Below are 16,453 nucleotides of genomic sequence, written 5' to 3' on the forward strand. Positions count from 1 at the left end.
GCTGCTCGACCCGCTGGGCCAGCGCGGCCACCGTGGACGCCTCGAACAGCAGGCGCACGGGAATGCGGGTGTCGAGTGCCGCGCCGAGGCGGGCGGCGACCTGCGTCGCCAGCAGCGAGTTACCGCCCCAGGCGAAGAAGTCGTCATCGAGGCCGAACCGCTTGGCTGAGCCGGATGCAGCCGCTCCCGAGGGCCCTGCGTGGTCACGCTTCGCTACCGCCTCCGGGCCCGCCGGTCGCGGCTGGACGTCGAGGCGAAGGACCTCGGCGAAGGTGGCCGCGACGAGCTGTTCGCTCGGGCTCACCGGCGCGCGGAACACCGCCTTCTCGACCTCGGGCTCCGGGAGAGCCTTGCGGTCGAGCTTGCCGTTGGCGTTCAGCGGCAGCGCGTCGAGCTGCAGGAACACGGTCGGAACCATGTACGACGGCAGTTCGGCGGCCAGCGCGGCACGGAGGGCCAGCTTGTCGAGCTCAGCAGCCGAGCGCGCCGGGGCGCTCTCGGCCGCGGCGTCAGCGGTCGCCGAGTTCACAGCGCTGGTTGCCGCGGCCTTGTCGGCAGCGGTTCCGGCGACGACGTAGGCGACCAGGCGATCGCCTACGACGGGATCCGTGTGCGCGAGAACCGCCGCGGAGGTGATGCCGGGCTGACGCAGCAGCGCGGCCTCGATCTCGCCGAGTTCGATGCGGAAGCCGCGGATCTTCACCTGGAAGTCGGTGCGGCCCCGGTAGTCCAACTCGCCGTTGGCATTCCAGGCCACCAGGTCACCGGTGCGGTACATGCGCTCGCCGGTCACCGCGAACGGGTCCGCGACGAATCGGTCGGCGGTCAGATCGGCGCGACCGTAGTAGCCGCGGGCCAGCTGGGCGCCGGCCAGGTACAACTCACCGGAGACACCGACCGGAACGGGACGCAGGCGTGAATCCAGCACGTAGACACGGCTGTTCCACTCCGGCGCGCCGATCGACACCGAGACCGTGTCCGCGTCGGTCACCGCGTGGCTGGTGATCGAGACCGCGGCCTCGGTCGGTCCGTACAGGTTGAACAGCGCGGCGGTGTTGGCCGTGCGGAAACGCTGGGCGGTCGCGGCGGGCAGCGCCTCACCGATGGCGAGGACACGGCGCAACGTCCGCGGCAGTGCGGCACCGGATTCGGTGAGCAGCGCGTCGAGCATCGACGGCACCACATGCAGCGTGGTGACGCCGGTGCCCCGCATCAGGTCGTTGAGGTAGGCCGGGTCGCGGTGGCCGTCGGCGGTGGCGACCACCAGACGGGCACCCGCGACGGCGGCGGTCCAGAACTCCCAGACCGAGAGGTCGAAGGTGGCGGCCGTCTTGAGCAGCACCGCGTCTTCGGCGCCGATGCCGAATTCGGCTGTCTCCCACTGCAACTGGTTGACGATCGCGCCGTGCGAGACCGCCACACCCTTGGGCTTGCCGGTCGAGCCGGAGGTGAAGATGACGTACGCGGTGTTCGCGGGGACCAGGGTGGGCCCGGTGATCGCGGCATCGCTGACGTCGCTCAGGTCGAGGTCATCGAGGACCACGACTTCGGCTGCCGCCGTGCTGAATTCGGCGTTCGCCGTCGTCAGCACGACAGCCGGTGCGGCCGTCTCCAGGATGTAGTCGGTGCGCTCGGCAGGCTGATCCGGGTCGATCGGCACATACGCCGCGCCCGTGCGGGCCACCGCGTACATCGCGATGATCAGCTCGGCGGAACGGCGGATGGCAAGAGCCACCCGGTCTTCGGTGCCGATGCCGCGCGAGATCAGGTGCCGCGCGAGACGGTTGACCTCGGCGTCGAGCTCGGCGTAGGTCAGCTCGCGGCGTCCTGCGACGACCCGACCGACTGCGGCGGTGCCACTACCGGATTCGGCGCCGGCGGCCACCGCTTCGGATTCCGGCTCGTCCACGACCATCGCGATGGCCTCGGGAGTGGCCGCCACTGTCGCATCGAGCAGCGATACCAGGGTGGCGTCGGTGTCGACAGCGTGCGCGGTGTCGTTCCACGCGGTGACGATCCGCTCGGATTCCGGCGTGGTGAGCAGATCGATATCGCCGACCGGGATGGTGGCGTCGGCGGCGACCGCGTCGAGCACCAGCAGGAAGCGGTCGGCGAAGCTCTGGACCGTCGACTCGTCGAACAGGTCGATGGCGTAACCGAATTCGGTGACCAGCTGGGCCGGTGCGCCGTCGTCGGTGTAGCGGTCGTAGAGGGTGACGTGCAGGTCGGTCTTGGCCAGCTGCGAGTCGTAGTCGACGGCGCTGACGGTCAGGCCGGGCAGTTCGAAGGTGGTGTCGGCCAGGTTCTGGAACGACAGGCCCACCTGGAACAGCGGGTTGCGGGCGGTGGAGCGGACCGGGTTGAGCACCTCGACGAGACGCTCGAACGGCACGTCGGCGTTGGCGAAGGCTTCCAGGTCGCGGTTGCGCACGTCGGCGAGCAGTTCGGCGAAGGAGGCGCCGGGGTCGACGGCGGTGCGGAACACCAGGGTGTTGACGAACATGCCGATCAGGTCGTCGAGCTCACGCTCGCCACGGCCCGCGATCGGGGTGCCGACGGCGATATCGTCGGTGCCGGACAGGCGGGCCAGCAGCACCGCGAGCGCGGCGTGCACGACCATGAACAGCGAGGCGTTGTTCGCCCGTGCCAGTTCGTGCAGGGCCGCGTGCCGCTCCGGGTCGATCTCGAAGCGGATGGCCTGGCCCTGGAACGACTGCGCGGGCGGGCGCGGCCGGTCGGCGGGCAGTTCGAGCTGGTCGGGCAGCCCGGCGAGCGCTTCGCTCCAGTAGGCGACCTGCTTGGCCGCGAGGGATTCGGAATCGGTCTCGTCGCCGAGGACTTCGCGCTGCCACAGCGCGTAGTCGGCGTACTGCACGGGCAGCGGCGCCCACTGCGGCGCCTCACCCTGCACGCGGGCCACGTAAGCGGCCATGATGTCGCGCGCCAGCGGGCCCATCGAGGAACCGTCGGCGGAGACGTGGTGCACGGTGAACGCGAGCACGTGGTCGGTGGCGTTCAGTTCGAACAGCGCGACCTTGAGCGGCACCTCCTGGGTGACGTCGAAGGTGGTCATCGCGAATTCGATGACGCTGCCGAGCAATTCGGCCTCGGTGACCGCGATGTGGTGCACCACGGCGCGGCTCTGCGAGACGGGCAGGATCACCTGGTGCGGGCCGTCCGGCGAGCCCGGGTAGGTGGTGCGCAGCATTTCGTGGCGGGCGAACACGTCGCCGATGGCCTGCTCGAGCGCGGGCACGTCGAGTTCACCGGTGAGGCGGACGGCCAGGGGGATGTTGTCGACCGCGGAGGTGGACGTGTCGAACTGGTTGAGGAACCAGTAGCGCTGCTGGGCGGGCGAGAGCGGGATGACGGCGGGCCGCTCCCCCGCGGTCAGGCGCGGACGGGTGCGGCCGGAGCCCGCGTTGTGCTCGGCGCGGGCGGCCAGCGCGGAGACCGTCGAAGCCTCGAACAGGTCGCGCACCGAGAGCTGGGTGTCCAGGGCGGCGCCGATGCGGGCGGTGACCTGGGTGGCCAGCAGCGAGTTGCCGCCGAGTTCGAAGAAGTCGTCGTCGGCGCCGACGCGGGTCACGCCGAGCACGTCGCCGAAGGTGCCCGCCACGATCTCTTCGATCGGGGTGGACGCCGCGCGGAACACCTTGGCCTCGAACACCGGCGCGGGCAGTGCTTTGCGGTCGAGCTTGCCGGAGGCGTTGAGCGGGAAGGCATCCAGGATCACGAAGGCGGTGGGGACCATGTAGGCCGGCAGCGCGCCGCCGAGTTCGGTGCGCACGGCGTCGAGGTCGATGCCGGCACCGGCCGCCGGGATCAGGTAGCCGACCAGCTGGTCGCCGAGGCGCTCGTCGGAGCGGACCACGACCACGGACTGGGCGATCGAGGGCAGCGCGGTGAGCGCGGACTCGATCTCGCCGAGTTCGATCCGCAGACCACGCAGCTTCACCTGGAAGTCGGTGCGGCCCAGGTATTCCAGCTCGCCGTCCGCGGTCCAGGCGACGAGGTCGCCGGTGCGGTACATGCGGGCGCCGTCCTCGCCGAACGGATCGGCGACGAAGCGGTCGGCGGTGAGGTCGGGACGGTTGACGTAACCGCGCGCCAGCTGGACACCGGCCAGGTAGAGCTCGCCGGGGACGCCGACGGGCGCGGGGTGCAGACGCGAATCCAGCACGTACACCTGGGTGTTGAAGACCGGCGCACCGATCGGCACCGAGGTGGTGTCGGCATCGGTGACCTCGTGGAACGTCACGTCGACGGCGGCTTCGGTGGGGCCGTACAGGTTGTGCAGGGCCGCGCCGGTGAGGGCGCGCATCCGCTGGGCGGTCGGCGCGGGCAGCGCCTCACCCGAGGCGAACACCAGTCGCAGGCTGCTCGAGACCTCGGCACCGTCGGCGAGCGCCACGGCGGCGGATTCGGCCAGTTCGGCGACGAAGACCGACATCATCGACGGCACGAAGTGCGCGGTGGTGACGTCTTCGGTGGCGATGATCTCGGCGAGGTAGGCCGGATCGCGGTGACCATCGGGCTTCGCGACAACGAGCCGCGCGCCGATCTGCAAGGGCCAGAAGAACTCCCACACCGACACGTCGAACGTCGCCGGAGTCTTCTGCAAGACCACATCGGCCTCGGTCAGACCGTAGGCCTCCTGCATCCACACCAAACGGTTGACGATCGCACCGTGGCTGACCGCCACACCCTTCGGACGACCCGTCGAACCCGACGTGAAGATCACGTACGCCGTGTTCGCCGGACGCAGCGGCGCGATCCGCTCGGCATCGGTGACCGGCGCATCCGAGTAACCCGAGAGATCCAGGCCTTCGATGTTCAGCGCGGTGGTCGAGCCGGCGTCGAATTCGTCCCGGACAGTGGTCAGTACGCACACCGGCGCCGCGGTCTCGAGCACGTAGTGGGTGCGCTCGGCTGGGTGATCCGGGTCCAGCGGCACGTAGGCGCCACCGGCCACGCTCACCGCGTACATGCCGATCACCAGGTCGAGCGAGCGGCGCATGCCGAGCGCGACCATGGTGTCCGGGCCGACGCCCTGGGCGATGAGGTGGCGGGCCAGGCGGTTCACCTGCGCGGTGAACTCGCGGTAGGACAGACTCGTCCCCTCGAACGTCACGGCGGTCGCGCGCGGGCTGGTCGCGGCCTGTGCCTCGAACATCGACACCAGCGTGGCGGCCTGGTCGACCGGATGCTCGGTGGCGTTCCAGTCGGTGACCACCTGGCGGTATTCGGCCGGGGCCAGCAGCTCGACCTCGCCGATCGCACGGGCGGGCTTGGCCACGACCGCGGTCAGCATCCGCACCAGGCGCTGCGCGAGGACGGCGATGGTGTCGGCGTCGAACATGTCGGTGGCGTAGGCGAATTCGGCGGTCATGCCGTCGGCGGAACCGTCGGCACGGTGACGATCGGCCAGGTTCAGGTGCAGATCGAACTTGGCGGTGACCACATCCAGCGGCACGCCCGCTACCTCGAGGCCGGGCAGTTCGAAGGACGCCTCACCGGTGTTCTGGAAGGACAGCATCACCTGGAACAGCGGGTGGCGCGCCTGCGAACGGGCCGGGTTGAGGATCTCCACGAGCCGCTCGAACGGCAGGTCGGCGTGGCCGAAGGCGGCGAGGTCGTTCTCCCTGGTCTGCGCGAGCAGCTCGGTGAACGGCTGGGCCGGGTCGACCGCGCTGCGCAGGACCAGGGTGTTGACGAACATACCGATGGCATCGTCGAGCACCGCTTCACCACGACCGGCGACGGCGGTACCGATGGCGATGTCGTCGCTGCCGGACAGGCGAGCCAGCAGTGCGGCGAACGCGGCGTGCACGACCATGAACAGGCTGGCGCCGTGTTCGCGGGCCAGCGCGTTGAGTCCGGCGGACAGGGCCGGGTCGATGGAGAACTCGTGCACGCCACCGCGATTGGACGCGACGGCGGGACGGGCCCGATCGGCGGGCAGGTCGAGCTGGTCGGGCAGCCCGGCCAGGTTCTGTGACCAGTAGGCCACCTGCTGCGCGATCATCGACGCCGAATCGGCTTCGGAGCCGAGGGTTTCGCGCTGCCACAGGGCGAAGTCGGCGTACTGCACGGGCAGCGGGGTCCAGCCGGGCGCCTCACCGCGCGAGCGGGCGGCGTAGGCGATCATCACGTCGCGGGCCAGCGGGCGCACCGACCAGCCGTCGCCGGAGATGTGGTGCACGACGAAGACCAGCACGTGGGTGTCGGGGTGCGAGCCGTCCATCGAGCCCGCGATGCGCAGCAGTTCGGCGCGCACCGGGACCTCGGCGGTCACATCGAATCCGGCGAGCACGAGTTCGCTGATGCGATCGCGGATCTCGTCCTCGCCGACGGTGATCGGGTGCAGCGAGATCGGCATCTGCCCGGCGGGCAGCACGACCTGCACGCCCTGGCCGTCGGCGGTCTCCGGGTAGACGGTGCGCAGCACCTCGTGCCGGTCGACCACGTCGGCGACGGCCTGGCGCAGGGCGTCGATGTCGAGGTCGCCGGTCAGACGGACCGCGAGGGGGATGTTGTTGACGCCGGTCGCGCTGTCGAAGCGGTTGAGGAACCACATGCGCTGCTGGGCGAGCGAGAGCGGGATCTGGTCCGGGCGCGCACCGGCGACGAGCTCGCGCCGACTGCCGCTGCCCGCGTGGACCTCGACCTTGGTGGCCAGCGCGGCCACCGAGGGCGCCTCGAACAGGGCGCGCACGGGGACGCGGGTGTCGAGGGCGGCACCGAGGCGGGCGACCACCTGGGTGGCGATGAGCGAGTTGCCGCCCAGGTCGAAGAAGTCGTCGTCGAGGCCGACCGCGCGGTCACCGGACAGGCCGAGCACCTCGGCGAAGGTGGCGGCGACGATCTCCTCGATCGGCGTGCGCGGCGCACGGAACTCGCGCGCCTCGAACACCGGCTCGGGCAAGGCGCGACGGTCGAGCTTGCCGTTGGCGCTCAGCGGCATCTCGTCGATCACGACGAACGCGGCCGGCACCATGTAGGACGGCAGTTGCGCCGCGAGCTGTGCGCGCAGAACGTCGATATCGGCGGTCTCGCCCACGGCGGGGACGACATAGCCGACGAGCTGGTCACCGATGCGAGCGTCCGAACGCACGACCACCACGGCCTGCGTCACGGTGTTGTGCGCGGTGAGCGCGGCTTCGATCTCGCCGAGCTCGATCCGCAGACCACGCAGCTTCACCTGGAAGTCGGTGCGGCCGAGATAGGTGATGACGCCGTTCTCGTCGCGGCGGACGAGGTCACCGGTGCGGTACATCCGTTCGCCGTCGGTTCCGAACGGGTCGGCGACAAAGCGATCGGCGGTGAGGTCCGGCCGGCCGAAGTAGCCGCGGGCCAGCTGGGCACCGGCCAGGTACAGCTCACCGGCGACACCGGCGGCCACGGGATGCAGGCGCGAATCCAGGACGTAGGCCTGCGAGTTCCAGACCGGCGCACCGATCGGGACGGCGCCGTCGACCTGGTCGGCGACCGGGCCGTGCGTCGCGTGGACGGTGAACTCGGTGGGGCCGTACAGGTTGAACAGCGCCGCGTCGCTCACCTTGCGGAATGCGACGACCGTATCGGCGGTGAATGCCTCACCGGCGATCAGCAGGGCGCGCAGCGAGGACAGAGCTCCGCCCTCGACCGCGGCCTGATCGATGCTGCCCGCGAACACGGTGAGCATCGACGGCACGAACGAAGTCATCGTGACCCGTTGCGCGGCAATGACATCCGCGAGGTACTGCGGGTCGCGGTGACCATCGGGGTTCGCCACGACGATCCGGCCGCCGGTGCTCAGCGGGCCGAACAGCTCCCACACCGACACGTCGAAGGTGGCGGGCGTCTTGAACAGCACCACATCGCCGGCGCCGATGCCGTATTCGCCGGTGATCCAGCGGATCTGGTTCACCACGGCCGAGTGCGGCACGGCCACACCCTTGGGGCGGCCGGTCGAGCCGGAGGTGAAGATGACGTAGGCCGGGTGCTGCGGGAGCAGCGGCGCGATCCGATCCGCATCGGTGACCGGAGTCTCCGGGTACGCCGAGAGATCGAGCGCGTCGATGACCAGTATCGGTGCGGCATCCTCGAAGCCGTCGCGAGTCGTCGTGAGAACCACCACCGGTGCGGCGGTCTCCAGCACGTACGCGATGCGGTCGGCGGGCTGGTCCAGGTCCAGCGGCACGTAGCCACCGCCCGCTTCCTGCACCGCGTAGGCGGCGACGACCAGGTCGATGCTGCGGCGCAGGCCGAGGGCGACCAGGGACTCCGGGCCGACGCCCGCCTCGATCAGGCGATGCGCCAGACGGTGCACCCGGGAAGCGAATTCGGCGTAGGTCAAGGTTTCGCCGGTGGCGGGGTCGACCATCGCGACCGCGTCGGGCGTGGCCGCGGCCTGGCGGGCGAACTCGTCCACCAGCGTGCCCGCCTCGGACAGCTCGCGGGCGGTGTCGTTCCAACCGTGCACGGCCAGCGCGGTTTCCGCCGAGTCGAGCAGCGCGAGATCGCCGACGGCGCGGTTCGGCGCCGCCGCGATGCCGGCCAGCAGGCGGGCGAAGCGGGCACCGAAGCGGTCCATCGTCGCCGCGTCGAACAGGTCGGTGGCGTAGATCAGCTCGGCGACGATGCCCGATGCCTCACCCGGCTTCTCGGTGAGCACGACCTGCAGGTCGAACTTGGCCACGTCGATCGGCAGATCGACGCCGCTCACGGTGAGGCCGGGCAATTCCAGGCTGGTCTGGCCGGTGTTCTGGAAGGCCAGCATGACCTGGAACAGCGGGTGGCGGGCCTGCGAGCGGGCCGGGTTGATGATCTCGACGAGGCGTTCGAACGGCAGATCGGCGTGGCCGAAGGCGGCGATGTCGCTCGCGCGGACCGCACCGAGCAGGTCGGCGAAGCTCGCGTCGCTGTCGATCTCGGTGCGCAGCACCAGGGTGTTGACGAACATGCCGATCAGGTCGTCGAGCGCGCGCTCACCACGGCCCGCGATGGGGGTGCCGATGGCGATGTCGTGCTCGCCGGACAGGCGCGAGAGCAGCAGTGCCAGCGCCGCGTGGGAGACCATGAACAGCGTCGCGCCGCGGGTGCGGGCCAGCTCGGTCAGGGCCGCATGGGTTTTCGCGTCGATCTCGAAGGTGCGGGTGGCGCCGCGGCCGCTGGCGACCGCGGGGCGCGGCCGGTCGGCGGGCAGGTCGAGCTGCTCGGGCAGGCCGTCCAGGGTCGAACCCCAGTACGAGATCTGCTGGGCGATCACCGATTTCGCGTCGTCCTCGTCACCGAGCACGGCGCGCTGCCACAGCGCGAAGTCGGCGTACTGGACTTCCAGCGGACGCCAGGCCGGTTCGGCGCCTTCGACGCGGGCGCTGTAGGCGGTCATCACGTCGCGGGTCAGCGGGCCCATGGAAAAGCCGTCGGCCGAGATGTGGTGCACGACAAGGGCGAGCACGTGTTCGGTGGGGCTCACCTCGAACAGGGCCGCGCGGAACGGCACCTCGGCGGTGACGTCGAACGCGGTGCGTACCAGCTCCGAAAGCCGTTGCGGCAGTTCGGCGGCGGTGGTCTCGATCGGCGCGAGGTCGGGGATGACCTTGCCGGTCGGCACGATCACCTGGTAGCCGGCGCCGGACACCTCCGGGTAGTAGCTGCGCAGCGATTCGTGGCGGGCGAGCACGTCGGCCACGGCCACCTGCAGCGCCTGGCGGTCGAGCAGGCCCGACAGCCGGACGGCGGCGGGGATGTTGTCCACCGCGGACTCGGGGTCGAAGCGGTTGAGGAACCACATGCGCTGCTGGGCCAGCGACAGCGGCACCCGCTCGGGGCGCTGCTGCGGCACCAGCGGCGCGCGGCGTTCGGCACCGGAGTGCGTCTCGGCCCGCGCGGCCAGCCCGGCGACGGTGGAGGACTCGAACAGTTCGCGCACGCCGATATCGGTGTCCAGCGCGGCCGACAGGCGGGCGGCGACCTGGGTGGCGGTCAGCGAGTTACCGCCGAGCGCGAAGAAGTCGTCGTCCAGGCCGACCCGATCCACGCCGAGCACACCGGCGAAGGTGGCGGCGACGATTTCCTCGACCGGGGTGGTCGGGGCGCGGAACACCGCGGCCTCGAACACCGGCGCGGGCAGCGCCTTGCGGTCGAGCTTGCCGGAGGCGTTGAGCGGGAACTCGTCGAGCACGACGATGACCGAGGGCACCATGTAGGCGGGCAGGTTGCCGCCCAGTTCCTCGCGTGCGTCCTCGATGTCGACGGTGCGGCCGGTCGCGGGGATGACATAGGCGACCAACTGGTCGCCGGTGTGCTGATCACCGCGGACGACGACCACCGACTGAGCGACCTCGTCGAGGCCGGTCAGCGCGGACTCGATCTCACCGAGCTCGATGCGCAGGCCACGCAGCTTCACCTGGAAGTCGGTGCGGCCCAGGTACTCCAGCTCGCCCTGTTCGGTCCAGGCGACGAGGTCGCCGGTGCGGTACATGCGCTCGCCGTCGTCGCCGAACGGGTCGGCGACGAAGCGATCGGCGGTCAGGTCCGGGCGGGCGACGTAGCCGCGCGCCAGCTGGACACCGGCGAGGTAGAGCTCACCCGCGACACCGACCGGGACGGGGCGCAGACGCGCGTCGAGGACGTAGACCTGGGTGTTGAAGACCGGGGCACCGATCGGCACCGTGTCCACGTCGGTGTCGACGACCTCGTGGAAGGTGACGTCGACCGCGGCCTCGGTGGGGCCGTACAGGTTGTGCAGAGCGGCGCCGGTCAGCTCGCGCAAACGGTGAGCGGGCTTGGGCGGCAACGCTTCACCGGAGGCGAACACCATCCGCAGCGACGCGCAGCGCGCGGCCGCTGCGTCGGCGACGAACACGGCGAGCATCGACGGCACGAAGTGGGTGACGGTGACGCCCTCGGTGTGAATGATCTCGGCGAGGTACGCCGGATCACGATGGCCGTCCGGCTTCGCGACGACCAGCTTCGCGCCGATCTGCAAGGGCCAGAAGAACTCCCACACCGACACGTCGAACGTCGCCGGAGTCTTCTGCAAGACCACATCGGCCTCGGTCAGACCGTAGGCCTCCTGCATCCACACCAAACGGTTGACGATCGCACCGTGGCTGACCGCCACACCCTTCGGACGACCCGTCGAACCCGACGTGAAGATCACGTACGCCGTGTTCGCCGGACGCAGCGGGGCTGTGCGCTGGGCATCGGTGACGCGGGTATCGGTGTAGCCGTCCAGGTCGAGCAGATCGATGCGGACCTGTGCGGTGTCGATCTCCAGATCGGTGCCCGAGGTGAGCACACACACCGGATCCGCCGTCGCCAGAATGTATTCCGTGCGTTCGGCCGGGTGGTCGGGATCCAGCGGCACGTAGGCGCCACCGGCCACGCTCACCGCGTACATGCCGATCACCAGATCGAGCGAGCGGCGCATACCCAGCGCCACATAGGTTTCCGGGCCGACGCCGCGGTCGATCAGCCAGCGCGACAGACGGTAGACCCGTTGCGCGAACTCGGCGTAGGACAGACTCGTGCCCTCGAAGGACAGGGCGGTGGCCTGCGGCGTGCGGGCAACCTGGGCCTCGAACATCGAGACGAGGGTGGCCCGCTGGTCGACCTCGTGCGCGGTGGCATTCCACTCGCGCACGACGAGTTCGCGTTCGGCGGCATCGAGCAGTTCGATATCGCCTACGGCGACAGCCGGTTCCGTGGTGATCGCGGTGAGCACCCGGATCAGGCGCTCGGCGATGCGGTGCACGGTGGCCGTGTCGAACAGATCACTGAGGTAGCCGGCGCGGATGTGCAGCTGGGTGTCGAGCTGCGCGATCAGCGACAGCGGGTAGTGGGTGGCGTCGGCGGCGTCGAGACCGGTGACGGCCATGCCGTCGATATCGGCGGCCTGGGCTTTGATGCCCTCGGCGTCGACCGGGTAGGACTCGAAGACGACGAGCGAGTCGAACAGGCCACCGACGCCGGCCGCCGACTGGATCTCGGCGAGGCCGATGTAGTGGTGGTCGAGCAGGTCGGCCTGCTCGCCCTGGGTGCGGGTGAGCACGTCGCGCACCGATTCGGCGGCGTCGAAACGCACGCGCACCGGGACGGTGTTGATGAACAGGCCGACCATGGATTCCACGCCGGACAGCTGCGCGGGACGACCCGAGACGGTGGTGCCGAAGAGCACGTCGTCGCGACCGGTCATCCGGCCGAGCACGATCGACCAGGCCACCTGCAGGACGGTGTTCGGGGTGACGCCGAGGTCGGCGGCCAGCGCCACGAGCCGCGCCGTGGTGGGCTCGTCGAGGTCGAACAGGTACTCGTCGGACAGGGCGGCGATCTCGCGGCTCGCGTCGGGGCGGGCCAGCATCGCCGGCTCGGTGACGCCGCGCAGCGCGTGCGACCAGGCTTCGACCGAGACCGAATGATCCTGACGGCCGACCCATTCCAGGAAGTGGCGGTAGGAGCGGACGGCGGGCAGCGCGCTCGCGTCGCCGTGCAGGGCGTAGAGGGCGAGCAGGTCGCGCATGACCAGCGGCGTCGACCAGCCGTCCAGCAGGATGTGGTGGTTGGACACCACGAAGCGCCATTCGTGCTCGGCGATCTGGATCAGGGTGAAGCGGATCAGCGGCGGGTTGGCCAGGTCGAAGCGGGCGGTGCGGTCGGCCTCGACGAGGTCGGCGAATTCGCCGGTCTCGATGCGGTCGTGTTCGGTCCAGGCCACGCGGGTGGTGTCGAGGACGACCTGCACGGCGTTGCCGTCGTGGTCGGTGACGAACGCGGTGCGCAGGGTTTCGTGGCGGTCGAGCAGCGCCTGGGCGGCGGCACGCAGACGGGTGGCGTCGACGCGACCGGTGAGCGTGAGGACGGCCTGGGCGGTGTAGACGTCGACCGAGGTGGCGGCCAGCCGGGCGTGGAAGAACAGACCTGCCTGCAGGGCGGCGAGCGGCCACACCTGGGTCAGCTCGGGGTAGCGCTTCTCCCAGGTGTCGATATCGCGCTGGGTGGAGCGCACGAGGGCGAAGTCGGACGGCGTGTGGCCGCCCGCGTCGGCCGAATTGGCGTGCCGGGCAACGGCTTCCAGCGCGGTGATCCACAGGTCGGCGAATTCGCGGACCTCGGCCTCGGCGAGCAGGGTGCTCGGGTAGCCGATATTGGCGCTGAGCTTGTCGCCGACGACGATCGCGTTGACATCGAGGGGCGCCATCGCGGGCATGTCGGCGTCGTAGGCGCCGCCGAGGGCGGCCAGCTCGGGCGCGGGGATCCAGCCGAAGCCGCGCAGCGCGTCGGGGACGTCGCTGTCGGCGACGCGGCCGAGGTAGTTGAAGCTGATCTGGCCGGGGAGCTGCGTGGGCAGTTCGACGGCGGTCTCGGCGTTCATGTACCGCAGCAGGCCGTAACCGATGCCCCTGTCGGGCACCGCGAGCAGCTGTTCCTTGACCGCCTTGACGGCCTGTCCCAGCGCCGGGCCACCGGCGAGCGCGGCGTCGATGTCGATGCCGGCCAGATCGAGGCGGACCGGGAAGATGGCGGTGAACCAGCCGACGGTGCGCGACAGGTCGGAGCCGGGCGCGACCTCTTCCTCGCGACCGTGGCCTTCCAGACGCACGAGCAGCGCGTCGCCGCTCGGGTCGGCGCGGTGGCCGTTGCCGAGCGCGCCGGGACCGGTCCGGGTCGAGCGCCACTTGGCGGCGGCCAGCGCCAGCGCGGTGAGCAGACCGTCGTTGACGCCACCGTGGAACAGCGCGGGGACGGTGGTGAGCAGGGCCTTGGTGACCTCGGCGGACACCTCGACCGGCAGCTTCTCCACGACACCGGAGACGTCGACCGCCGGGTCCATCGGCCGCTCGGTGAGCAGCGGGTCGGGGGTCGCGACGACCTCACGCCAGAAGTCGAGTTCTGCGGCACGGTCGGTGGTGCGCGCCTCGTCCGCGAGGGCGTGCGCCCATGCCCGCATGGAGGTGGCGGGTGCGACGAGTTCCGGCTGCTGTCCGGCGGAGAGCTGACCCCACGCGGACACGAAGTCGGGCACGAGGATGCGCCACGAGACACCGTCGACCACGAGGTGGTGGGCGACGACGATCAGGCGACCTGCCCGACGGGCGTTGGCGGAACCGTCGGCACCACCGGTCGCGGCGGCATCGCTGGTCTGCGTGACCGCCAACCCCTCCGCGGTGGCGTTGGTGCCCGCGGCGGTGAGCCCATCCGCGGTGGCTGATCCTGCGTTCAGCGGTTCCAGCCAGACGAAGCGCACGACGACGCCGTTGGCCGGGTCGAGGCGGTCGAGGCCGGCATCCAGCGCGGTGGCGGCGATTTCGACCAGTTCGGCATCGGAGACGGCGGGGTCGAACGAGGTGTGGTCGATGAGCGCGGTGGCGTCGACAGTGCCGGTGGGAGCGGTGTCGACGACCCAGCGGCCGTCGACCTGGTGCAGGCGCGAGCGCAGCATGTCGTGGCGGTCGATGACCGCGCCGACGGTGGCGGCGATGCCCGCGCGGTCGATGCCGACCGGCAGTTCCAGCGCCATGGTCTGGTTGAACCGGTCGAACGAACCGGGACGCTCGGCCATGAACCGCACGACCGGGGTCAGCGGCATCTCGCCGACGCCACCGCCAGGCAGCTCTGCCAGCGTGATCGCGGAAGCCGCCGCGACATCGGCGGTTTCGGCGACCGAGGCCAGGCCGGCGACGGTGCGCTGCTCGAAGACGTTGCGCGGGGAGAACAGCACGCCGCGAGCCTTGGCCCGGGAGACGAGCTGGATGGAGACGATCGAGTCGCCGCCGAGCGCGAAGAACGAATCGTCCACGCCCACGCGTTCCACCCCGAGCACCTCGGCGAAGACCTCGGCGATGGTCTGCTCGATCGGGTTGCGCGCGGCCCGGAAGGTGACCTCGGTGGCGAACACCGGCTCCGGCAACGCCTTTCGGTCGAGCTTGCCGACCGGGGTGAGCGGCACGTGATCGATCACCATGATCGACGACGGCACCATGTACGCGGGCAGACGATCCTCGACGTGCGCGGTCAGCGCGGCGACATCGATCGAATGACCCGGCGCGGCAACCACATACGCGACCAGCGAGACGGCGCCCGCGGTGCTCTTGTGGCCGACGGTGGTGGCGAAGTCGACGGTCTCGTGCGAGGCGAGGGCGGAGTCGATCTCGCCCAGTTCGATCCGGAAGCCGCGGATCTTGACCTGGAAGTCGGAACGGCCGACGTACTCGACGGTGCGCTCGGCGGTCCAGCGGACGACGTCGCCGGTGCGGTACATCCGCTCGCCCGGGATGAACGGGTCGGCGACGAACCGGTCGGCGGTGAGCCCGGCACGGGCGTGGTACCCACGGGCCAGCTGGATGCCCGACAGATAGAGCTCACCCGCGACACCCACTGGAACGGGCTGGAGCTGGGCGTCCAGGATCAGCGACCGCATGCCGAGAGTCGGCCCACCGATGGTGACCAGCTCGCCCGGCGTCAGCGCGGCGCTGATGTTGGTCATGATCGTGGTCTCGGTGGGGCCGTAACCGTTGTGGAAGGCGCGAGTTGTGCCATCCGCCAAGGGAACTGCCCACTTCGACACCAGATCGGCGGGGACCGCTTCGCCACCGGCGACCAGGACGCGCAGCGAGTCGAGGCCGCTGGGGTCGAAGGTCGCCAGGGCGGCGGGGGTGATGAAGGCGTGGGTGACCCGTTCGGTGCGGATCAGCTCGGACAGCTCGTCGCCGCCGTAGACGCCCGGCGGGACTACGACCAGCGCGCCACCGCGGGCCAGGGCCAGCAGCAGCTCGAGGATCGAGGCGTCGAACGAGGGCGAGGCGAAATGCAGTGCGCGCGTGCCGGTATCGAGGGCGTAGCGCTGGGCCTGCTCCTCACCGAAGTTCGCGAGACCGGCGTGGGTGACGACGACGCCCTTGGGCACGCCGGTCGAGCCGGAGGTGTAGATGACGTAGGCGGGCTGCTCGGGGGTGGTCACCCGCACGAGCTCGTCGTCGGCGATCGGACCGCCGTCGAAACGAGCGAGGTCGAGCTCGTCGAGTACCAGCCAGCCAGCGGCAGCAGCATCCGCGGCCGAGCTGTCGAGTGTCGCCGTCGCGTGCGGCGTGGATTCGATACCGGCGGCCTCGCGCGGCGCGATGTCCGGAAGTCCGCCCAGCACAGAGGCGACAGTGATGCCCAGCGGCGAACCGGAGTCGGTGACCATGTGGGCGATGCGGTCGGCGGGGTAGGTCGGGTCGACCGGGACGAAAGCGGCGCCGGTCTTGGCGACGGCCCACGCTGCCAGCACCGAGTCGGCCGAGCGCGGAACGCCGATCGCGACGAGATCCTCGGCGCCGATGCCCTCGGCGATCAGCAAGCGCGCCAAACGGTTCGAGCGTTCGTCGAGCTCGGCGTAGGAAACACTGATCCCCTGGAACACGACGGCGGTGCCGGTCGGGTTCTGTGCGACGGCGTCGGCCAGGAGGTTGCGCAGGGTACG

The 16,453-nt window shown here is 70.5% G+C and carries 1 protein-coding gene; it reads right to left on the reverse strand.

All coding sequences use genetic code 11. The features are described from left to right. On the reverse strand, positions 1-16,453 hold a 16,453-nt coding region (locus tag ACFWF3_RS03585; RefSeq protein WP_379312296.1), incomplete at both ends, for a non-ribosomal peptide synthase/polyketide synthase.

This window comes from Nocardia sp. NPDC060220 (genome assembly GCF_042727815.1).
Classification (GTDB): Bacteria; Actinomycetota; Actinomycetes; order Mycobacteriales; family Mycobacteriaceae; genus Nocardia.